Origin of the sequence: Subsaxibacter sp. CAU 1640, assembly GCF_023156585.1 — a bacterium.
In the GTDB taxonomy this organism is placed as follows: domain Bacteria; phylum Bacteroidota; class Bacteroidia; order Flavobacteriales; family Flavobacteriaceae; genus JBPOFM01.
Genome location: NZ_JALNMI010000001.1, coordinates 849572 through 870860, shown reverse-complemented (window position 1 = coordinate 870860; position 21289 = coordinate 849572). Strand labels below are relative to the sequence as shown.

16 protein-coding genes are annotated in these 21289 nt (G+C 37.3%); 3 read left to right on the top strand and 13 right to left on the bottom strand.

Annotation, left to right across the window (positions count from 1 at the left end):
- Window positions 1–81: 81 nt before the first annotated feature.
- Together M0G43_RS03770 and M0G43_RS03765 are read right to left on the bottom strand one after the other, a co-directional pair.
- Window positions 82–441 (bottom strand): YraN family protein, encoded by a 360-nt coding sequence (locus tag M0G43_RS03770; protein WP_248023603.1) that lies wholly within the window; start codon window positions 439–441, stop codon window positions 82–84.
- Window positions 442–484: 43 nt separating this feature from the next.
- Complete coding sequence (locus M0G43_RS03765; protein ID WP_248023601.1) at window positions 485–1498, bottom strand: LD-carboxypeptidase; 1014 nt, start codon at window positions 1496–1498, stop codon at window positions 485–487.
- Window positions 1499–1584: 86 nt separating this feature from the next.
- On the opposite strand from M0G43_RS03765, the gene metG reads away from it, so the two are divergent.
- Window positions 1585–3648: a methionine--tRNA ligase gene (gene metG / locus M0G43_RS03760; RefSeq protein ID WP_248023599.1), complete on the top strand. Its 2064-nt coding sequence runs from the start codon at window positions 1585–1587 to the stop codon at window positions 3646–3648.
- Between the two features lie 22 nt (window positions 3649–3670).
- On the opposite strand, the gene M0G43_RS03755 is transcribed toward metG, so the two are convergent.
- The 3 genes from M0G43_RS03755 to M0G43_RS03745 are packed head-to-tail and all read right to left on the bottom strand — an operon-like array spanning window position 3671 to window position 7572.
- A complete protein-coding gene (locus M0G43_RS03755) occupies window positions 3671–5821 on the bottom strand; it encodes an MORN repeat-containing protein (RefSeq protein WP_248023598.1) in 2151 nt (716 codons plus the stop codon).
- Window positions 5821–6804 (bottom strand): hypothetical protein, encoded by a 984-nt coding sequence (locus M0G43_RS03750; protein WP_248023596.1) that lies wholly within the window; start codon window positions 6802–6804, stop codon window positions 5821–5823. The genes M0G43_RS03755 and M0G43_RS03750 overlap by 1 nt, the downstream gene beginning before the upstream one ends.
- A 15-nt stretch (window positions 6805–6819) precedes the next feature.
- Window positions 6820–7572: a hypothetical protein gene (locus M0G43_RS03745; RefSeq protein WP_248023595.1), complete on the bottom strand. Its 753-nt coding sequence runs from the start codon at window positions 7570–7572 to the stop codon at window positions 6820–6822.
- 104 nt (window positions 7573–7676) lie between these two features.
- Here M0G43_RS03745 and M0G43_RS03740 point away from each other — a divergent pair, with 104 nt between their 5' ends.
- Window positions 7677–9800 (top strand): Tex family protein, encoded by a 2124-nt coding sequence (locus M0G43_RS03740; RefSeq protein ID WP_248023594.1) that lies wholly within the window; start codon window positions 7677–7679, stop codon window positions 9798–9800.
- Window positions 9801–9802: 2 nt separating this feature from the next.
- Here M0G43_RS03740 and M0G43_RS03735 read toward each other — a convergent pair whose 3' ends face one another.
- From M0G43_RS03735 to M0G43_RS03705, 7 genes are all read right to left on the bottom strand, one after another.
- Window positions 9803–10555 (bottom strand): LytR/AlgR family response regulator transcription factor, encoded by a 753-nt coding sequence (locus M0G43_RS03735; protein WP_248023593.1) that lies wholly within the window; start codon window positions 10553–10555, stop codon window positions 9803–9805.
- Window positions 10556–10558: 3 nt separating this feature from the next.
- Window positions 10559–13585, bottom strand: a complete 3027-nt coding sequence (locus M0G43_RS03730) for a two-component regulator propeller domain-containing protein (RefSeq protein WP_248023592.1) — start codon at window positions 13583–13585, stop codon at window positions 10559–10561.
- A gap of 48 nt (window positions 13586–13633) precedes the next feature.
- Window positions 13634–14647 carry a hypothetical protein gene (locus M0G43_RS03725; RefSeq protein WP_248023591.1) on the bottom strand — a complete coding sequence of 338 codons (1014 nt, stop codon included), beginning with the start codon at window positions 14645–14647 and terminating at the stop codon, window positions 13634–13636.
- A 12-nt stretch (window positions 14648–14659) separates the two neighbouring features.
- Complete coding sequence (locus tag M0G43_RS03720; RefSeq protein WP_248023590.1) at window positions 14660–15214, bottom strand: hypothetical protein; 555 nt, start codon at window positions 15212–15214, stop codon at window positions 14660–14662.
- A 191-nt stretch (window positions 15215–15405) separates the two neighbouring features.
- Entirely contained in the window at window positions 15406–17565 is a 2160-nt protein-coding gene (locus tag M0G43_RS03715) for a VIT and vWA domain-containing protein (protein WP_248023589.1), read from the bottom strand.
- A gap of 172 nt (window positions 17566–17737) precedes the next feature.
- Window positions 17738–18241, bottom strand: a complete 504-nt coding sequence (locus M0G43_RS03710; protein WP_248023588.1) for a hypothetical protein — start codon at window positions 18239–18241, stop codon at window positions 17738–17740.
- Window positions 18242–18342: 101 nt separating this feature from the next.
- Window positions 18343–18687 carry a hypothetical protein gene (locus M0G43_RS03705; protein ID WP_248023587.1) on the bottom strand — a complete coding sequence of 115 codons (345 nt, stop codon included), beginning with the start codon at window positions 18685–18687 and terminating at the stop codon, window positions 18343–18345.
- A gap of 133 nt (window positions 18688–18820) precedes the next feature.
- On the opposite strand from M0G43_RS03705, the gene M0G43_RS03700 reads away from it, so the two are divergent.
- Complete coding sequence (locus M0G43_RS03700) at window positions 18821–19777, top strand: hypothetical protein (RefSeq protein WP_248023585.1); 957 nt, start codon at window positions 18821–18823, stop codon at window positions 19775–19777.
- 58 nt (window positions 19778–19835) lie between these two features.
- Here M0G43_RS03700 and M0G43_RS03695 read toward each other — a convergent pair whose 3' ends face one another.
- A complete protein-coding gene (locus M0G43_RS03695; RefSeq protein WP_248023584.1) occupies window positions 19836–21230 on the bottom strand; it encodes an RtcB family protein in 1395 nt (464 codons plus the stop codon).
- Window positions 21231–21289 lie beyond the last annotated feature (59 nt).

The window sequence follows — 21289 nt, the reverse complement described above, 5'->3', positions numbered from 1 at the left end:
GAATCAATATTTATTCGTTGAATCGCATAAAATCATATTATTTTTTGTGTTTTTTCCTACACAAATCGATGAATGGTAACATCAAAAATGATAAAACGCATTTTCATAATGCGTCAATTGTTCTATTTTTTTGTTCTTTAGAACAGCAATAATGTCAAAACGCGATTCCAAGTCAAAGTCATTTTCCTGAACGAAAGCATCCATCGCTTTGACCAGGTTTTTGATTTTTCCTTTGGTGACAAATTCCTGTGGGTCACCAAAAAATTCTGAATTTCGTGTTTTGACTTCCACACAGACGAGCATGTTGTCGTGTTTGGCGATGATGTCAATTTCCGCTTTCTGAAATAGATAGTTTCTAGCTAAAATGTCATAGCCTTTGGCTTCCAAAAGTTCTACAGCGAGTTGCTCGCCTATTTTACCTAGATCGTTGTGGTAAGCCATTTTGTTAGTTAGCAGTGTTCAGTTGCAGTAAGCAGTATGGTTTTCAGAATTTAATTTCCGTTTTATCTTTCCCTACAATTATTGTCACATTTCCTCCTAAAATCATTGCGCGATTATCCTTTTCGTGTCCTGCTGGCATATTAAAAGCTATTGGAATGTTTCTATCAGCAACAATGTCCAAGAAAATTTCCTCAATGGTTCGTCCAAAATCTTGGTCATTGTAACGCACTCTGCTAATGTTACCCACCAAAATACCAGCACAATCTTCAAAATAACCAGCGCGCTTCATACTTTGCAGCATTCGGTCGATGTGATAGGCGTACTCTCCTACTTCTTCCAAAAAAATGATTTTTCCAGAAGTATCAATACTCGTTTTAGAACCCAACATCGTATGTAAAACGGTCAAATTTCCACCAACCAATGGCGCGGTGACAGTTCCTGTTTTGTTGTATGACGAACCCTTTAGTTGATAAGACAATCGTTTTCCGAAGATGGCGTCTTTAAACGTGTCAATCGCTTCTTTGACTTCGCTTTCATCCTTGGTCAAACTTGTACACATCAGCGCGTGAATGGTTTCGTAACCCAAATTATGAAGTTGGTTGTGAAGCGCCGTAATATCCGAATAGCCAATAATCCATTTAGGGTTCTTTTTGAATTGCGTATAATCCAATTTATCCAAAATTCTAACAGTACCATAACCACCTCTCGCTGCCCAAATGGCCTTGACACTTGGGTCATTCAAAGCTTTTTGGAAATCCTCGCAACGTTCATCATCAGTTCCTGCAAAATGTCCATTTTTGCTGAACACGTGTTTCCCAATTACCACCTTCAATCCCCAACTTTCGAGAATAGCCTTGCTTCGTCCCACCTCATCGGTTCTATTTTTTAAAACGCCTGAAGGTGCCACAATGGCAACCGTGTCGCCAGGTTTCAGAAATGGTGGTTGAATCAAATTGGTCTGCATAGTTTTGGTAGAAGTGTTTTGAGCCGTTATATACTCATCTTTCAAAAGAAAAACAAGACTGAACAGCAGGATAAAAACTGATTTGAAAGACATAAAACACGCTTTTTGTAAATGTACATTTTTTTTCGAATTCGCAGTTGAATTACGTACTTTTGTGGCTTCAAAAACGATACCAAACAATGTCAAAAAGATATACCATTACTGCGGCTTTGCCTTATACCAACGGACCCATTCACATCGGTCATTTGGCAGGCGTATATGTACCAGCAGACATTTATGCACGCTATTTGCGTTTGAAGGGAAATGATGTTGCCTTTATCTGCGGAAGCGATGAACACGGCGTTCCCATTACCATCAAAGCAAAAAATGAAGGTGTATCTCCGCAAGATGTGGTTGATAAATACAATGCAATTATCAAAGATTCTTTTGAGGAATTTGGAATTTCTTTTGACAATTACTCACGTACGTCTGCAAAAATCCATCACGATACGGCACAGGAATTCTTCAAAACACTATATGACAAAGGTGAATTTGTTGAAGAAGTGACCGAACAGTTATATGATGAGGAAGCCAATCAGTTTTTGGCAGATAGATTTGTGACCGGAACGTGTCCAAAATGTGGCAACGAAAATGCGTATGGTGACCAATGTGAAAAATGCGGAACGTCGTTGAATGCTACGGATTTAATCAATCCGAAATCAGCAATTACTGGCAACACGCCTACTTTGAAACAGACAAAGCATTGGTTTTTGCCTTTGGATAAGCACGAAGCATTTTTGAAAGAATGGATTTTGAAAGGCCATAAAAAAGACTGGAAACCGAATGTTTATGGACAGGTCAAATCTTGGATTGACGATGGTTTGCGCCCAAGAGCGGTGACAAGAGATTTGGATTGGGGCATTCCCGTTCCAGTAGAAGGTGCAGATGGAAAAGTATTGTATGTTTGGTTTGATGCACCAATTGGTTACATCTCTTCTACCAAAGAATGGGCTGAACGTGTTGGGAAAGATTGGGAGCCCTATTGGAAAGATAAGGATACGAAGTTGATTCATTTCATCGGGAAAGATAACATCGTGTTTCACTGTATCATTTTCCCTGCGATGTTGAAAGCAGAAGGAAGTTACATTCTTCCAGACAATGTACCAGCAAATGAGTTTTTGAATTTGGAAGGAAACAAATTGTCCACCTCAAAAAATTGGGCAGTTTGGTTACCCGATTATCTGAAGGAATTTCCTAATCAGCAGGATGTGTTGCGCTATGTGCTAACCGCAAATGCTCCAGAAACCAAGGATAATGACTTTACTTGGTCAGACTTTCAGGCGAGAAATAATAATGAATTGGTGGCGATTTTTGGAAATTTCATCAATCGTGTCGTGGTGTTGACCGATAAATATTACAATGGAATTGTCCCAACGCCTTCAGAATTTTCAAAAGTTGATGACGACACCTTTGCAGCGTTGAGAGCCTATCCTGAAGTGATTGCGAGTTCCATTGAACGTTATCGTTTCCGTGAGGCGAGTCAGGAATTGATGAATTTGGCGCGTTTGGGCAACAAATATTTGGCAGATGAAGAGCCATGGAAAACCATTAAAACCGATGAAGAACGCACCAAGACAGTAATGTATGTGGCACTTCAAGTCGCAGCGGCTTTGGCTACGTTGAGTGAGCCATTTTTGCCATTTACTTCGGAAAAATTGAAAGGAATTTTGAATGTCTCGTCGAGCGCAGTCGAGACGTCTTGGAGTGATATCTCATCAAAAAATGATTTACTTCCTGCAGGACACCAAATAGGAAAGGCTGAATTGTTGTTTTCAAAAATCGAAGACGAAACCATCCAAAAACAATTGGAGAAATTGGAAGCCAGTAAAAAAGCGAACGAAGCCGCCAACAAAAAAGTAGAACCTCAAAAAGAGACGATTACTTATGACGATTTTGCAAAATTGGATATGCGTGTAGGCACCATTATTGAAGCCGAAAAAATGCCAAAAGCCAATAAACTTTTAGTGTTGAAAGTGGACACAGGAATCGATGTAAGAACCATTGTATCAGGAATTGCCGAAAGTTTTACCCCAGAAGAAGTTGTCGGGAAACGAGTGACTGTTTTGGTCAATTTAGCTCCAAGAGCCTTACGCGGTGTCGAAAGTCAAGGTATGATTTTAATGACCGCATCAGCTGATGGGAAATTGGTGTTTGTAAATCCTGATGCAGAGCAAAGTGTCAATAACGGATTGCATATCAGCTAAAAAACTCATTCAGTTGTTTCATTTACATACTTGTTTTTAAGGCGTTATTTTCCCAATAACCTTTTGATGAAATTGTGTCGTCTGCATTGTAATAAACACCTAATCCATGTAAGAGGTTATTTGCAAAGTTGCCTTTATAGCATTTACCATCTGTATAATAATATTGACCTTGACCTGTGCGAACACCCATACTCCATACACCAAAATAAGATGCACCACTTGGCCAAAAGTACAGTCCGACGCCATTCATTTTTGAATCTTTGAATAATCCCATATATCTACCTCCATCAGAGAAGGTGTAGATTCCAAAACCATTATCACAATTTCCTTCGCAATTTGCAGATTTAACACCTTTTTTGTAATCTGACGCATAGTCTGTGGTCCACTTTCCATCCTCATAAACACCAGCTTGAGTAACCTTACCATCTGTCATCATCATGCCAAGACCTTGCTGTTTTCCATCTTTCCAATATCCTACATAGTTTGCGCCTGTTGCATCCCATGCGTAAAGTCCAAAGCCATCGCGCGAACCGTCCTTTAGTTCGCCTTCATATCCACCGGTTTCGTAATTTTGGATGCCAAACCCGTTTGGTTTTCCATTTGAAAAGAATCCTTCAACTGTTGACTCGGTATATTTATAGATGCCATAACCATCAGTGCAATTCCCAGAAATGCAACCTGTTTTAAGAGTATTTGTATTATTTGTGGTGGAGGTAGTTGTAGAAACGGCGTTCGAAGGTTGCATTTTTTCCGTATCCTTTTCTGAATTTGTTTTGACTATGTCACCATCCGATGCCTTGTCATAGTATCTACCTTGATACACTTTTTCATTGATAGCATTTGCATAACCATCAAGAACAAATAATTGCTTGTCCGTTTGGCGTTCAACGACCATATCTACATCACCTTTCAAATAACCCATGGCCTTCATTTTATCAGCAATGCTGACTCCATTCACAACGAATTTATATGTTGACACTAAACCATCATATTTTTTAGCGTAAAAAACCGATGTTGAGGAAGGCGGAAGAATTTGACCAGGAAAAAAACTGTTGTCAGTTAATTTAAAATTTTCAAATAAATAATTAAAGTTTATATAAGTACGGTCCGGTAAATGATATACTACCAAAGCATTATAGATAGAAATAGGTTTCAAAATATCTCCTGAACCAAATATATTGCTACCTCTAAAATAGATATCTACTTTATTGTCCAATAAATGAGCCATTGCTTCCTGCCCTTGTGACATTTTTTGTGGGATGATATTTTTCTGTTTATTAGGATTATCTCCATAAATATCATTCACCTTATAATAAGTTTTTGTTAGTGCTTCATATAGTAGAATATCCTTTTTATTTTTTAAAGTCGCACGTTCAATATCATATGCCAATTCTCCATTACGAAAGACTTTCAATTTATTTTCACTATTATCTAAAGTGATTTTTGAATTGTTTGCTTGTGAATGATATAAAAGATTATCATCAAAGCTGTCGTGCACACCATTTGACTGAATGTAATCGACCTTACGGGTGTTTCCTTTCGAGTCAAACTTATATTCTATTTTGGTGACGATGTCGCTATTATTTTCCTTTGCAAGGATTTTTCTACCGTTTTTAAATTCATAATAAGTCTTCCATTTAGAAACAGTTCCTTCAAAGCGCTCTTCCGTAACCTGAAGAATGTCGTCTACCTTTTTATAAACATAGGTGTAATAATAATTTGACTTATCACCAGTGAAATTTTCCTTTTTTATAAGTCGATTATTGGTATCATAACTGTATCGGGTTATGGTTTCCACTTTTTTCCCGGATAAGAGACTTTGATAAATTTCCGCAGTTAAATATCCTTTGGAATCATATTCATAAGTATAGTTTTTTCTATAAGAAATATAACCTTGGTCATTGAAATTATATCTCGAGCCATTAGAATCTTCGGCCAATTTTCCGTTTTCATAAAAATAATCCGCGTAGTCTGCATAATTAGAGAGAGAAACCATCAATCCATTGGTGTCAAAATGACGACCATTATAATAAGCAACATCACCTTTCAACTGAAAATGTTCCAATTTATAAGCAAACGCAATAGGGTTCATTGGCGCATTGACCCAATCAACTTGTTGGGAAAAAGCAGTTAAGTTAATGGCGCATAAAAGTGCTAGGGCTAATTGTTTCATTATTTTTTGGCTTTGATTTTTTGGTAAGTTTCATCAAGGAATTTCATAAAGGCTTTCTGGTCATTTATGATATTATTCTCTTTGCCATCACTGGTTTGAATGGCTCTTACGGTGATCGTAATTTCATTCGAAGTAATGAAATCTGGTATTCTCGCTGCCCAAACTTGTCCTTCCGAATAATTATAATAAGTAATTGTAGTAGGAGTTAACGTTGAAGCTTCTTTAGGAACTTCGGTGGGTTTTCCATCCTTAACATATTGAAAGTTTGATTTCAATTTATCTCTTGTGTGTTTGTAAGTCGTGGTAGATTGTAAATCACCATTCGCGGCGTAAGAAAAGTAAGTTACTGTGTTGAAATAGGGATTCTTTGGTTCAAATACCACTTCGACTATAGGCGCTTCGTTTTTGTCAAGATATTCCGTAATTACTTTACTCAATTCTCTATCTGAACTATAATTTCTGGTGATTTTCAATTCACTATTATATTTCACATTTGTTAAAACATACTTTCCTTGGTAATCATACGTGTCTTCCTCCACCAATTTACCTTCGGAATTGAATGTTTTGGTAGTGTAGGGAAGATTATTTCTGTAGATATTTAAGATGTTATCTTTTTTTGATGTCGTAATTTTATAATCCTCGTGCGATGCTCCTGCATCTTTGTCATTGGTCATCGCTCCACCGGAATCCGTAATTCGTATCAGTTGATTATTGGCGTCATAGGAAAAGTTCTTTACACCAGCCAATTTTAAATCACCTATAACTGTCATTTCTCTTTCAAGAGTAAGAAGACGATCCTTAAAACTATACTGTGTTTGTGAAATAGGCGTCAGTTGTTTTGTTTCTCCATTATATTTTACAGTTCCAGTGGCATACATCACTGTATTTTCAGGCAAGTCAAAATCTGCCGTTGTGTTGTTTTGGCCTGTTATGGTTGCTATAGCACTAAAGAAAATAGTTACGAAAAATATAGTTTGTCTCATTTTAATTCTGTTTTATTAATAATATACAACTCGTCTCTTGACGCCAGTATCATGATAGATCCAATTGCCATTCTTGTCTACAACATATCGGTAGTCCGTAAGCAATCCATATTCGTTATATCTAAAGTCTGATTTAGATGGCTTTTTTCCTCCATAGGAATAGTTTTTCGTCACCAAAAGATAATTTCCAAATTTCTTGTATTCATAAGTTTCTGTTGAATAAGATGTTTTCACCTCAACCAATCTTTGCTTATCATCATATTTATAGGAATTATATGGTGTTTCATTTTTCAACTCTTCTTTTGTTAAGTTGTCTTTCCGTGTACTCCACATTTTAGTAATATTCCCAAAATCGTCATACTCATAATAGTAGAAATTATTCCCATAGACATTACCTGGGTCGCAATGGGAAAATACCTGTCCTTTTTCATTATAAATGACTGGTTTTTTAAAACTTCCGTTTAATGATTTTGATTCTATAAATGCAATGCGTCCATTTTCATAATGGTATTCCCTGAACTCATTTCCTCCATTGATATTCATCTTCGTAAGGTTATTGTCCATATCGAAATAATAAGATATTTGTCTTTTAGATTCTTCAATAGTAATATGAAGTTCCTTTACACCTTTGGTTCGCTCGGCATCACCCACACCATAGTATAGATAATTGGTAACAATGGGCATCGAGAAAGTTTCGAAGTCAATTTTACCCTGTGAAAAGGTAAACACACTTGAAAAAAGAAAATAAATGATTGTAAGTTTCTTCATTGTGATAAATTTTGGCTACCCACAAAACTATACCTCAAGTCTTTATAAAACCATACGACAAATGCCGTATTTTTTATCTTTGCCATTCAACTTAAATAACAACAATGTCATTAGTTTCCTATATAAAATCCCATACGCAACTTACCGAACACGCTATAAAAAATACGATTGAACTTTTAAATGAAGCCTGCACCATTCCATTTATTTCCAGATATCGAAAGGAGCGAACAGGCAATCTTGATGAAGTGCAGATTGGTGATATTGTAAAGTATAAGGAACTGTTTGAAACGCTTGAAAAACGAAAACTCACTATCTTAAAATCGATTGAAGAACAAGGTGTTTTGACCGATGAACTAAAGAAGAAAATTGAAGCCACTGAAGATTTAACAGCGCTTGAAGACTTGTATCTTCCGTTTAAAAAAAGTAGAAAAACGAAGGCCGAAACGGCACGGCAAAACGGACTGGAGCCTCTGGCAAAAATCATTATGTCGCAAAATGCTTCTGATGTTGAGTCGATTGCTCTCAAATACACAAAAGGCGATGTCGCTTCCGCAGATGAAGCTCTGGAAGGTGCAAGGCACATTATCTCCGAATGGATAAACGAACGTACCGATTTCAGAAACCACATCCGACATCAACTGGAACGTTTTGCGATGATTTCAACCAAAGCGGTCAAGTCAAAAGCAGATGAGGAAGACGCACAAAAATTTCGAGACTATTTTGATTGGGAAGAATCATTGGGTCGCATACCTTCCCATAGATTATTGGCAATTTTGAGAGCCGAAAGTGAAGGCTTTATCAAAACGAAAATCTCGATTGATGATGACAGAGCCATTTCAAGAATAGAAGACAAAACTATTCGGTCGAACAACGCGTGTGCAGAACAGATACGATTGGCAATTCAAGATGCTTACAAGCGACTGCTATTGCCCTCGTTGAGCAATGAGGCACTTCAAAACGCCAAGGAAAAAGCTGATGATGCTGCCATTTCGGTGTTTGCCAAAAACCTGAAGCAACTATTGTTAGGTTCGCCATTGGGAGAAAAACGAGTTCTCGCCATCGACCCAGGATTTCGTACAGGCTGTAAAATCGTGTGTCTCGACGCTCAAGGTGGTTTATTGTATAACGAAACCATTTATCCGCATCCGCCCAAAAGTGATAGTATTGGCGCGATGAAAAAGATAAGCACACTCGCCGAAGCTTATCAAATTGATGCCATTGCCATTGGGAATGGCACAGCTTCCAGAGAAACCGAGGCACTCATCAGAAAAATTCGTTTTAAGAATGATATGCAGGTATTTGTGGTGAGCGAAGCTGGTGCGAGTATTTATTCGGCTTCGAAAATTGCAAGAGACGAATTTCCAAACTATGATGTGACAGTTCGTGGTTCGGTGTCGATAGGGAGACGACTACAAGACCCATTAGCAGAGTTGGTGAAAATTGATGCAAAATCTATAGGTATTGGCCAATATCAACACGATGTGGACCAAAGCAAACTCAAAAAAGAGCTGGATGTTGTAGTGGAAAGTTGTGTAAATGCCGTTGGCGTCAACCTCAACACAGCGAGTACAAGTTTGTTGAGTTACGTGTCGGGAATTGGGCCAAAATTGGCGGAAAACATAGTCAACTATCGTGATGAAAATGGTGCATTCTCTTCGCGAAATGACCTTAAAAAAGTATCTCGATTAGGTGATAAAGCCTATGAACAAGGCGCTGGATTTTTAAGAGTGAAATCGGCTGAAAATCCATTGGATGATTCATCAGTACATCCAGAGCGTTATGAATTGGTAGGACGAATGGCCAAAGATTTAGGGAAGAATGTATCTGATTTGATAGGCAACAAATCGCTTCTGCAAAAACTTGAATTGAAAACCTATTGTACCGAATCCATTGGATTGCCAACTCTTGAAGATATCATCAAGGAACTTGAAAAGCCAGGACTCGACATTCGCGAGACTGCAAAAGTGTTTACCTTCAACCAAAACATCAAAACGATTAACGATTTACAAGAAGGCCAATTGCTGCCAGGAATTGTAAACAACATTACCAATTTTGGTGCTTTTGTGGACATTGGCATCAAAGAAAGTGGACTGATTCACGTGTCGAATCTATCGGATTCGTTTGTATCTGATGTTAACGAGCACGTCAGCCTTCATCAACAGGTAATAGTAAAAGTTCTCGATGTGGATATTCCGCGGAAGCGTATTCAGTTGAAACTGCATAAATGATTTTACGACCGATGCATTCGGTCCAAAATTTCCACGACTTCAGATTTTTTCCTGACAGAAACAGGAACGGTTTCTTTGTTTTTCAACAGTAAATAACCACCATCGGTTTTGATAAATGCACTGATGGACTGCATATTTACCAAATGGCTTTGATGAACCCGTAAGAAATTATGATGGTCCAACATATCGGCAAAATACTTGAGTGTTTTGGTTACAAATACTTTCTGATTATCCTTCAGATAAAAAATGGTGTTGTTGCTATCTGCTTCACATCTAATGATATCTTCCAGACTCACGATGATGATTTTGTCCAAGGTGTGCAACGAAATTTTATCGGGTTTTGCTTCAGGAGAAGCCAATGTTTTCTTTAAAATATCAAAACGTTCCTTGTCTGGATGTAGTTGTGATTTCGCACGTTTAATGGCATTATCCAAATCTTCTTCAGAATAAGGTTTCAAAACATAGTCAATTGCGGCGAACTTAAACGCACGAATTGCAAATTCATCACTGGCTGTGACGAATATGATTTTACTGGTCAAATCTGGAAAGATTTCCAAAATATCAAACCCAGTTCCATCACCAAGCATAATATCCAGAAACAAGATGTCAGGTTGGGATTTTCGTAGGATTTTCGCAGCTTCCACTACACTTTGAGCAGTATTGATGACCTCTATTTCGGGATGATGTGTTTCAATATCACGCTTCAAAAGTTGAAGTGCATCAGGATTATCTTCGATGATGATGGCTGTAGGCATAGTTTAAAAATCTGTTTTTAACGGAATTTGAAAGCTGATTTTGGTTCCTAAAATTAGGTCATTTGATTTGATTTCTTCCATCATCAAGGTGTCTTTTCCTGCCAAAGACTCAATGCGTTCTTTGGTAACGGTCAACGCCATAGATTGATGATCTGTGGCGGTTTTAGAATTTTGCGAATAGAAAATGCCAAGTCCATTATCTATAATCGTGCACTTTAACCATTCATTTTCAACCTTGAAAATCACTTTTAATTCACCTTCTCGCGAACCTTTTAAGATTCCGTGGCGAATGGCGTTTTCAACAAAAGGTTGAATCAACATCGGCGGAATTAAGATTTCTTCCTTATCAATATCGGACTCAACTTCTATCTCATATTGAAACGGTTTTGAAGACATCAACTGCTCTACTTCAATATAATGCGTTAGTGTTTTTATTTCTTGCTCTAACGTTATGGTATCCTTTCTGGAATTGTTTAAAATCTCTCGTAACAAGGTTGCAAAAGTGTTGACCGTTGTATTCATCTTCTGCGGATTGCTTTCGCCCATTGCTTTGATTCCATTCAACACATTAAAAATGAAATGAGGATTCATCTGCAATTGCAACGCTTTATGCTCCAGTGACAACAAATGGTTTTGAAGCTCCAAACGCGCTTTTTCTTCGGAATTTTTCCTTTTGATACGTTTCAAATAATTCCAAACAAACCAAAGCACAATCAGCAAGACAGTAGCAATCACAAGCCATTGAAACCATACTTTTTGATATAAAGGTGTTTCTATGAAAAATGAAAATGCAATCGGTTCACTTTGTTCCCAGCGGTAGTTTCTGGATTGAACCATAAACGTGTGAGTTCCATAACCCAAACCAGCCAAATTCTGCTGATTGCTCTCGGACCAAGGACTCCACGGACCATCATTCAACTTAAACCGATACTCGATGTCCTTGGGATGATTGATATCCACAGTACGATACGTAAAAGAGATTTGATTTTGATTTGAATCCAACTGCAATATCCTTTCTGATGATTGCGACGTGTAGTACGACAAAGAATCTATCGGTTTATAAGCCACTTCAATCGATTCAAAATCTATTTTCGGCTTCACAGACGTTTCCTCTTGTTCTTGAGTTGCTTCATATTTGGTCAAACCGTACAAGGCGCCAAACCAAAGATTGCCTTCATTATCAATATCAACAGCATTCAGACAGGTTTCGATTCCTAAAAAACCATCGTTTCTTCCAAAGTGAAACACATCTACAATCTTCTGTTCCTGATTTAAAACAACTTTATCAACGCCTTTTTCTGACCCAACCCATAGATGATTTTCGTTATCAAAAATCAGCTGATATATATTTTTGGAAGTCAAAGATTTATCTCCAGACAATTTCTTCAAGTTCATTTTCTCTTGGATGTCAGTCATCCAAACGCCATTTCCTGCAGTACCCAAGAACAGCAAATTATTTTTGAACACTAATGAATTAATCGCTGTTTTGTCTTCCAAAACTTGGCCTAACTCGTTGACGTTGTTATTCTCTATATATCCCAAATGACCGTTTTGAGTACTGTACCAAATTCGACCTTTTCCATCCACTTTCATATCTTTCAGCAACAAATCTGAAATACCTTCTTTCTGTCCGAATATCTTAAGGATATTGATTTTTGATGATTCTTTATCAAACATCATTTTAACGATTCCATCGCTGTACGTCGCTACCCAAACCGTATCATTTCGAACTAGAATTTGACGAATCCAATCCGAAGGAAAACCATTTGAGGTGTTAAACAAATGATTTTTTACTGTTGGTACTTTGATGGTGTCGATTTGAATATTTTGCAGACTTTGAGCTTTTATCATCAAGCTATCTCGCGTTGTTGTTTGCCTAAAAACCAAGCCTTTGCCATCTGAACCTGACCAGATATTTCCATCGTCATCACTTGCGATGGTTTTGATTTTCACATCATTGAATCCTTGGATTTTTTCAATGGGATGAATTCCAAAACCATCAATTTTAACCAAACCTTCTTCAGAATTTGAAATCCAAAGACCAGATGTTGCATTGTGAACCGCATAAACCCGATTGCCATTGAGCCCTGTGTCTTTATCAAAATGGATAAATTCATTCTGGAAATATTTATACAGTCCGCCACCACTGGTAGCAATCCAAATACTTCCTTGGTTATCAGTCATACATTCGCGAATATGGGAAACTGTAAGACCTGAACGAATCCCTATTTGTTTTTGAATCTGAAAGTTTTCAACATCCAAAACAGTGAAACCATCATTGTCCGACGATACCCAAAGTTGGTTTTTTATTAGTGAAAGTGAATTGATACGCTGCAACTCTTCAATCCAAACTTCCTTCTTTGAATTGAGGTCGAGAACTAAAATGCCATTGATGAATGTTGAAGCGATTAATTTAGAATCTACTTGAACCAAAGAGGTAAAATTGTGAGTGTCATAAACCTCTACAACAGCATTTCCAGCTAGTGTATCACACTTGAAAAGTCCTTTGTTACTGGCTATCCAAAAACTGGAACCATCAAATAATATTGAATTGATTTGAGCCTCATCCACTAACGAATGAAATTTCAGCTTTACAACATCATTGTTTTTGGAAAACCTATAAATGCCTGTTTTGGTGCCGAAATAATTTTGACCATTTTGTCCAAAAATCGTGATGATTTCTGGCAATGAATAGTTATCAAATCTGGCGTGATTTCTTATGGAAAGCCCTCTTCTTGTTGCTATGAACAACGAATCTTTGGCGAAAAATAAATCGTTTACATAATTAGATTCCAATCCATCACTCTCATCAAAAATTTTAAAATTTTCACCATCAAAACGTGCTAAACCTCCACCTTGAGTTCCTAACCATAAATAGCCTATATCATCCTGAACAATGGCGTACACTTGCGATTGAGGCAAACCATCTTCGAGTGTGTAAGAGCGCAATTCATTATTTTGACAAAAAGCCGTAAACGTGATGTTTACGAGAATCAAGAAAAATAAATATGCTCTAAAGGAAATGGTCATCGAATTGAACTGCTTGAAACAAATATAACTAAAGTTAGTGCGTATGCTTTAAAATTTGGTGTATAGTCTAGGATGTTCGATATCAGGAATGGAATATTCTGCCGGAACATACGTATCCATCACAGGATTCAAAACACACAAAACTGTAGTTTTTCCTTTAATGGTCAACACATTTTCAAGGCTTATACTGTCCCAACGAAACTTGTCCATCGGAATTCCCAATTCATACAAAGCCATTGACAAATCTTCATTTTCAAGAATGAAATCCATAATATCATCGGCCGAAGTCAATTCTGGAATGTCGCTGACATCATCAAAAATGATATCCCAATTCACAGGAATATTAAAGCGATATGAATACGGCACGCCAGCTTCTGTCTCTTTTCTTGTTTCCAAAGCTGTCAACCAATCGATGGAAACGCTCGGATATGAATGTGCAATTTCATCTGAAAGCGTTATATTTCCTGGTGAATGTGCAGTTGGATAAAACACGTAAAATGGCTGCGCCAAGTAATGAGAAGCATATTTACCACCAAAAACATTGAAAAATTCGGAAGCGTATAAGTTTGGCTTCACATCAGAAGAAAAGACAATTTTTAAGGCTTTCATCAAATCTTTATTGGCTCCCAAACCACAGGAATGAAAAATGATATTGGTTTCATCTGAAACACCATTTTCAAATTTTGGGAACGACACAGATTTCAGCGACTTAAATGTTATCCGTTCACCATCTTCACAGGTTCTCAATGCTATACCTCGCCACGCATTGCTATGACTCACGATATGGATATTGTCATAATTTTTGCCATCGTAATGGGCGTTGAGCCACAAAATAACATCTTCAATAGAACTGACATCTTCAACAATAGTCAATTGTTGTTGTTTAAAATGGGTTTTGGCATTTTTATAAAATGTATTGTCATCTTCATCTATGCCTGTTATAAAAACTACAGACTGCATCTCGATTTTGTCAATTTGTTGCGTCACGTTTTCTGGTTCATCGTTTTCACAAGAAACGATAAGCGTCAAAAATGCCAACAGTGTTAGTTTTAGATTTTTCATCGTATAAAGCTTTTAAAAATTTGACACAGAACTCCCGAAATCACTATCATTCCAGGCATAATTTTGAAGTACGTTTACTTCATCGACCTTGAACGATTCTTTATAAACAATTTCCAATTTGATGATTTTGTTTACGTTACCAAAAATTTGGTTTGGGAATACGTAAATGGTTTCTGAAGTTGAAGATGCATCTCCAATATTCACAATGGTTGGCAATAAAATGGATTCCACTTCATTGGTTATCAATACATATTGTGAAATAGTATAAAAATAGGGTTCAGAATAGGATAATTCCACCCGAATAATGTCATCTACATCTTTGAGCTCTGGCTGTTTCAGGCTTTGCACTCGGATGTGTTCTATTCTATTGGCAGACTCCACCTGAAATGAAGACAGCACGATTTCCGGATAATCGGTCAACACAACGGAAGCGATAGAATGTGTAGATTCTTTATCAGTTGAATGTTCACTGATGACCACAGAATAGGTGCTATCAGTCATGAATTCTTGTGCATGAATGAATTGAATTCCAAGAATCAGGATAAGTATTTTGACTGTATTTTTCATGATAAACGTTTTTAATTATTTGATTTCTACCTCTAAATTACTGGAGAATGCCATGTTAATTTGGACGCTTCTAGTATTCGTTGAGATTGGTTTAGTAAGCGTAGAATCGAGTACTTCTGAAAATTTATGAAACCAAAAAAAGCGCAGCCACAACTCAATGCGACTGCGCCAAACAACACTAAATCAACTAACTAAAAACTCACCTCAATAAGCGTAGGAATTATGACGTTAGAATGTTTTGTTTCAACATTTTTAAAATCATTTGTAAGCTGTGAATCTTCTTGCCAATTCTCATTTTTCCAGACTTCGACACTTTTGATGCTGCCATTTTCATGGAATTCAATCCTCAATTTAGAATTGGATTTTAAAGCCTTTTTTATCAGCACAGAATAATTCGCCTTGAACCATAATTGAAATTGTCTTTCTTGGGTTTTTGATTTGAAGTTATCGATAATTTCAATCTTGAATGATTTAGCATATTTTGAAACATTTGAAATATCTCCTGCTGCACCTACGGCAGAATTTTCAACATTTGCAGGCATTGGAAGCGGCTGTTTGACCGTTTTTAATTTGCCATCAGCGTTCACAATTTCTTCATCAACCGCAACAAAAGATGTAAAACGTGTTGCAAGATTATACTGCAAACCCAAACTGATGACTTCCTCCTTCACATCGTCATTAAATGAAGTCGCATAATCATCCAGTTGTTCTATTTTTTTGCGTGCCCAGAGATAGCGCAACGCTTTGTTGTTTTTACTCAAATCGCCGTCGGCAACATCATAAACTTGTTTAATTTTTTTACGCCCTTGATAACCAGTTACAATTATTTTGCCTTTGGCTTCACCTTTATATTTTCCGAAAACCATCGTTGGACGAGACGCAAACACATCTGAAATACTTGAAGGTTGTACATCATAAATTTCAAAATCTTTCGCTTCCAGTTTTACCTGTGTCAATAATGGTAATTGAATGTAGGTTTTAAATTCCTCTGCCACTTTTCTGGCATCTTCATAAGTTGTGGCTATGAAAGATTGACTGTTGGAAACCTTCGCCATACCTTCAATGATATAACGATTGACACTTGAACCAATTCCAAACGTAAAAACATTTGATTTATCAAGATTGTTGCCAATGAGCTGAAATGCTTCTTTTTCAACATTCACATAACCATCGGTAATCACAACCATAGAGCGAGCGCTTCCTTGGTCTTTCCTCGGAAGTTGATACGCAGTGTTCAATGCATTGATAAGTTCAGTGCCACCTCCACCTTGACCGTTTGATAAAAATCTTATGGCGTTTTCAACATTTGTATTGGTAGCAAATACTGGCGATTCACTAAATATTGTTGAACTTGAAGCGAACAATTGCACATTAAAAGTGTCCATTGGTTGTAGATTGCAAAGCAAATTACGCATCAACTCTTTTGCAACGTCCAATGGATATCCGTTCATAGAACCAGAAACATCCACAATAAATAAATATTCTCGTGATGGTAATTGCTCCATGGTCACTTTCTGACTAGGTTCAATCACATAGGCAAAAAACTTTTCGTCGTTATGTTCATACAACAACAATCCAGATTGAATTTCTTTTCCCCTTAAACTATAATTCAGGATAAAATCTCGATTGGCAGGATTTGTATTGCTTTTTGACAAATACACAAATGAAGCGTTATCATTCAAATAGTTAACATTGATTTTATGCGATGGACTACTGACATTTTGAATCATCATTCCTGCATTAATACTTACTTGTAGGTCAAACCTGAAGGTGTCTGCAATGCCTTTTTTAGTGTATGGCGTATTAAAAGCTTCTTCATTCGATGAACTTTCACCTGTAAAACGTGGCCCGACAACACCAGGAGCTACGAATTGATATTCGCCATTGACAGGTACTAGCATTTCTGTATAATAAATGTCGATTGCAATCTCATCGCCTGGCATAATATTGCCTACCTTCATCTGAAAAACATTCGGTCGAGCTTCATCCAATTTTGCGGCTCGCTTTCCTTCCTTAACAGCATCGTTATAGACCTTTTCAGCTTGCTGTTTTTCAAATATTTTGGCATTGACAATTCTTTCGCCAATTTTCATTGTCATATTATGAACAGCAGCTTGCGTAGACATAGGAAAAACATATTTTGCCTCAATAGCGGATGCACTTTTGTTTTGATAGATTTGAGTGAGTTTTACGTGAGCAATTGTTCCTGATATTTCGACCTTCGCTTTACTTTCTTTTAATGGAATATTGGCATTTTCTGATAGAACTTCGAGATATGGACTGGCATTAGATTGTTGAGAAAAAACTCCAATTGTAAAGAAAAATGTGAATAGTAATAGTATTGTTTTCATCTTGAACAGTATTAATGATTATTTGATTTTCATCAAATGTACCAGCTACTGTTCGGCCTATTGGAGCGGATTTAGTATTCGTTTGAGATGATTTAGAATTCGTTATTTGTCAAATAAAAAAATCCCAAACACACATCGTTTTGGGATTTTTTTCATTTAAATTCAGTTCTAATTAAGCAGCAGAACTACTGGCTGTCATTTTGGGAATGTTTTTGAAAATAAGTTTTTGCCACAATTCCGCACGTTTCATCTCAAAATCTTCCGAAAGATTATCGTCGATGTCGTATAGATTGACAGTAAGATTAGATTTTCCATAAAGTTCGAGTTCCAAATCGAGCTTTTGCAATTCAGATTCTACCTTCTTTTCTCTTTTGAATTCTCTCACTTCCTTGTGAATTTTACATAATTTGACTTTGTTCAAATCAATGCGAAGCGATTCATTTTCTGTTGATTTCACTTTCGCATAAAATAGCACTTTCTGTTGCTCATCAATCCCAATAAAACTATTGTTCCACTGTTCCTTGACATTGAAGTTCAGATTTTGAGCATTTGTCAATTCATTGATTGCTTTTTTTCCTTTAGACATTCTCTTTTTTCCCAAATATGTGAACCACACAAAAGGGAATAAACTTAACACAGTGATAAGCATTGTTATCACCCATTCTGATATTTCCATTTTTTTGATATTTTAAATTATAATTTGAATATTGAATAGAGCACGTTTCCTACAAAAGACTTGGAAACACTTCTCAAAAACCGTTTATGTACGATTTCAAATTATGTAAAACAGTGGAATGGAAAAATGATAGCTGTTGAAGTAAACTCCACTTCGATAGCGTTACCGATGGAGAAGTACAATAAAGTTGGTTCGTGAGCACTAGCTGATGCTTGTATTTGGGCCTCAAAAAACCTTGCAAAAGGTAGTTTTGAATTTTGTGAGCTATCTAAAATTTGATAAAGATGAGTGCCAGACTCAATTATGGCAGCGCCTTTATAATCGTTTGTGGTGATGCTGGCTTCATTTTCCGACCCTTGTGAATGAGGAATCGTCGCTTGGCCTTGATTCAACATCAACACCAAACCTGCAAAAAGATTAAGAATTAAACTCTTAAAGCCGAACATCTACAATAGATTAGGTGACAAATGTATAAATATCAATGTTAAATTTTTGATAAAGAGTAAAATTAATTTCATCTCGACGTCATCAGCGAACGATGAAATCAGTTACATTTGCCATCATTTTTATTCCATATCTATGGAAACGGCAATAGCTTATCTAGGTTTTATTATCTCGGCTTATGCCGTGATTGCAAACGATGTCATTCAAACCCTTGGCACGTTCATTTCTTCAAATTTTAAGGTAAAATGGTGGTGGCTCTGGCTGTTTGCCATAAGCATTCTCACTGCTACACTATTTTACGGATGGTCCACGAATGGTGGTGATGTGTCTTACGGACGATTGAACACAATTCCATTACCAGAATATATGGAATGGTGGTATCTGCTAGCTCCTGTAATATTGCTTATCATTACCAGAATGGGAATTCCGGTGAGCACTACTTTTATGATTTTGAGTGTTTTTTCTTCTGGAGTTGTAATTGAAAAAATGATTTTGAAATCGGTTTACGGGTATGCATTGTCATTTGTTTTTGCAATCATTGTTTATGTCGTCATCACACGAAAGCTTGAATCACCTTTTGCCATTGAAAAACTCGATAAAAACAAAAAGAAACACTACTGGCTCGTTGCACAATGGTTTTCTACAGGTTTTTTGTGGTCGCAATGGCTCATACAGGATTTTGCAAATATTTTTGTCTTTCTCCCGAGACAATTGGCATTGGAAGAATTATTGATTTCCTTGGCAGTCATCTTGTTGATTATGGCTTATATTTTCAGAAAACGTGGAGGGAAAATTCAAGAAATTGTCAATCAGAAAGCCAATACAAAGAACATTCGCTCTGCAACAATTATTGATTTGATTTATGGTGTTTTCCTTTTTGTTTTTGGTAATCTCAATTCGATTCCGATGAGTACCACTTGGGTTTTTATTGGAATTTTAGCAGGTCGAGAGTTGGCCATCACCTATTTTTTGAACAAGAAAAAGATAAAATACACCTACATCATCATTGCAAAGGACCTCGGGAAAGTGAACATTGGTCTTATGGTCAGTGTTGCCATTGCATTTTTAATTCAATATCTAAAGGAATTGTAACAATTGAAATAAAAAAAAGCAGCCAATAACTCATTGACTGCTTCTTTTTCTTTAGGCATTAACGTGTATGCCTTCTTTTATTTTCACGCTTTTGTCTCCAAGGCGCGTTCTTTTCCCAATCGCCTGCCATGATACAGCCGTAAGGCATCACCTCATCGATGACTGTACCAAGACCGAATTCGTCCATTTGGTTCCTCACCGTTTGGGCATTCTTGTAGGCACTTGGCAACTCGGTGATATCAATTTCATTCGAAAAAAATCGCACATCAAGACCTTGGGTTTCTTCCTTAAAGATTTGCATAGTAGTGCCTGTTTTGGTTCTTCTATGTTGCGTACGGCTCACATTTCTACCTGCGCCGTGTGGTGCAAAACCGAGATTGGTAGCGGTAGTCGCACCTTCTACAATCAAAACCGGTTCAGACATATTTAAAGGAATCAACCTAGGCCCAGTAATATCGGGCATAAATTTAGCATCCAAGGGTGTGGCACCTTTGGCGTGATAGAACAAATCGTCGTCTTTAAACACGAAATTATGCTCGTTCCAAAAACGATTTTCAATCGCAATTCCTAAAGTTTCAGAAACCGAATTGTGAATCACCTCATGATTGGTTTTGGTCCAATCCCTGATAATTTGCAAGGCTTCCCAGTATGCCTGACCCTCTTCGGTATCAAACGGGATCCAAGCATTTTGCTTTAAGGTTTTTGGCGACAAATCTCTTCTGAACTTTTCAGCCACGTGCATCCCTTTTTTATAAAGGGCAGCACCAGCACCACGAGACCCGTGATGTGTGACCAACATAGTGTTTCCTGTTTGTTTGGATTTTCCTACAAAAAGAAAATGATTGCCATCGCCTTGTGTGCCCAAATGGGCGCGAGCCAATTGAATGGTTCTTTTATCGTTCAAAAACCAATTGGATTCAAACGCCTCGAGTAATTCCATTGGAAACCTAAATTGTGCATCTCTTTCACGTCCGCCAGGGCCAAAATGTGTGTTGGCATGGGCTGCATCCAAAATGTCTTTTGGATTTGCTTTCCCAAAATCCGTGAGCATCACAGAGCAGCAAATATCGGCACTATGCATACCAGGATGAATGGCATTTTTAGCCACTGCCACACCACCTACTGGAATTGTTCCATCAGGACCTGCAGGACAGGCATCGGGCATAATAGCACCAGCGACCATTGTGGGCGTTTTCATCAAGGTTTGCATCGAATTGATAACTGCTTTGACATTGTCTGCTTCCAATTCATTTTCTGCCTTGATGTTGATGGCAAACTCAATAGGTTGCGCATGCAACTCTAAAGGTTCTGGCAATTTGAACTGCTCTAAATAAGCAAGCATCTCTTCGTTTTCCAATCTATTTGTATTAATATGGTCAAGAGCTTCCTTGAACCACTTTCCTTGTCTAAAACCCAAATTGATAAGGGTTTGACCGTTAATTTTTGTTGACATTTTAGTTTGTTTCAATTTGAATTTTTTCGCGTAAGCGGTTGAAGCGGCATCCTTTTGCC

Excerpts from the sequence above, each read along its gene's own strand:
- M0G43_RS03755 (WP_248023598.1), bottom strand. The coding sequence starts at position 5,821 with ATGAAACAATTAGCCCTAGCACTTTTATGCGCCATTAACTTAACTGCT.
- M0G43_RS03720 (WP_248023590.1), bottom strand. The coding sequence starts at position 15,214 with ATGAAAAATACAGTCAAAATACTTATCCTGATTCTTGGAATTCAATTC.
- M0G43_RS03730 (WP_248023592.1), bottom strand. The coding sequence starts at position 13,585 with ATGACCATTTCCTTTAGAGCATATTTATTTTTCTTGATTCTCGTAAAC.
- M0G43_RS03710 (WP_248023588.1), bottom strand. The coding sequence starts at position 18,241 with ATGGAAATATCAGAATGGGTGATAACAATGCTTATCACTGTGTTAAGT.
- M0G43_RS03770 (WP_248023603.1), bottom strand. The coding sequence starts at position 441 with ATGGCTTACCACAACGATCTAGGTAAAATAGGCGAGCAACTCGCTGTA.
- metG (WP_248023599.1), top strand. The coding sequence starts at position 1,585 with ATGTCAAAAAGATATACCATTACTGCGGCTTTGCCTTATACCAACGGA.
- M0G43_RS03745 (WP_248023595.1), bottom strand. The coding sequence starts at position 7,572 with ATGAAGAAACTTACAATCATTTATTTTCTTTTTTCAAGTGTGTTTACC.
- M0G43_RS03740 (WP_248023594.1), top strand. The coding sequence starts at position 7,677 with ATGTCATTAGTTTCCTATATAAAATCCCATACGCAACTTACCGAACAC.
- M0G43_RS03705 (WP_248023587.1), bottom strand. The coding sequence starts at position 18,687 with ATGTTCGGCTTTAAGAGTTTAATTCTTAATCTTTTTGCAGGTTTGGTG.
- M0G43_RS03725 (WP_248023591.1), bottom strand. The coding sequence starts at position 14,647 with ATGAAAAATCTAAAACTAACACTGTTGGCATTTTTGACGCTTATCGTT.
- M0G43_RS03750 (WP_248023596.1), bottom strand. The coding sequence starts at position 6,804 with ATGAGACAAACTATATTTTTCGTAACTATTTTCTTTAGTGCTATAGCA.
- M0G43_RS03700 (WP_248023585.1), top strand. The coding sequence starts at position 18,821 with ATGGAAACGGCAATAGCTTATCTAGGTTTTATTATCTCGGCTTATGCC.
- M0G43_RS03715 (WP_248023589.1), bottom strand. The coding sequence starts at position 17,565 with ATGAAAACAATACTATTACTATTCACATTTTTCTTTACAATTGGAGTT.
- M0G43_RS03765 (WP_248023601.1), bottom strand. The coding sequence starts at position 1,498 with ATGTCTTTCAAATCAGTTTTTATCCTGCTGTTCAGTCTTGTTTTTCTT.
- M0G43_RS03735 (WP_248023593.1), bottom strand. The coding sequence starts at position 10,555 with ATGCCTACAGCCATCATCATCGAAGATAATCCTGATGCACTTCAACTT.
- M0G43_RS03695 (WP_248023584.1), bottom strand. The coding sequence starts at position 21,230 with ATGTCAACAAAAATTAACGGTCAAACCCTTATCAATTTGGGTTTTAGA.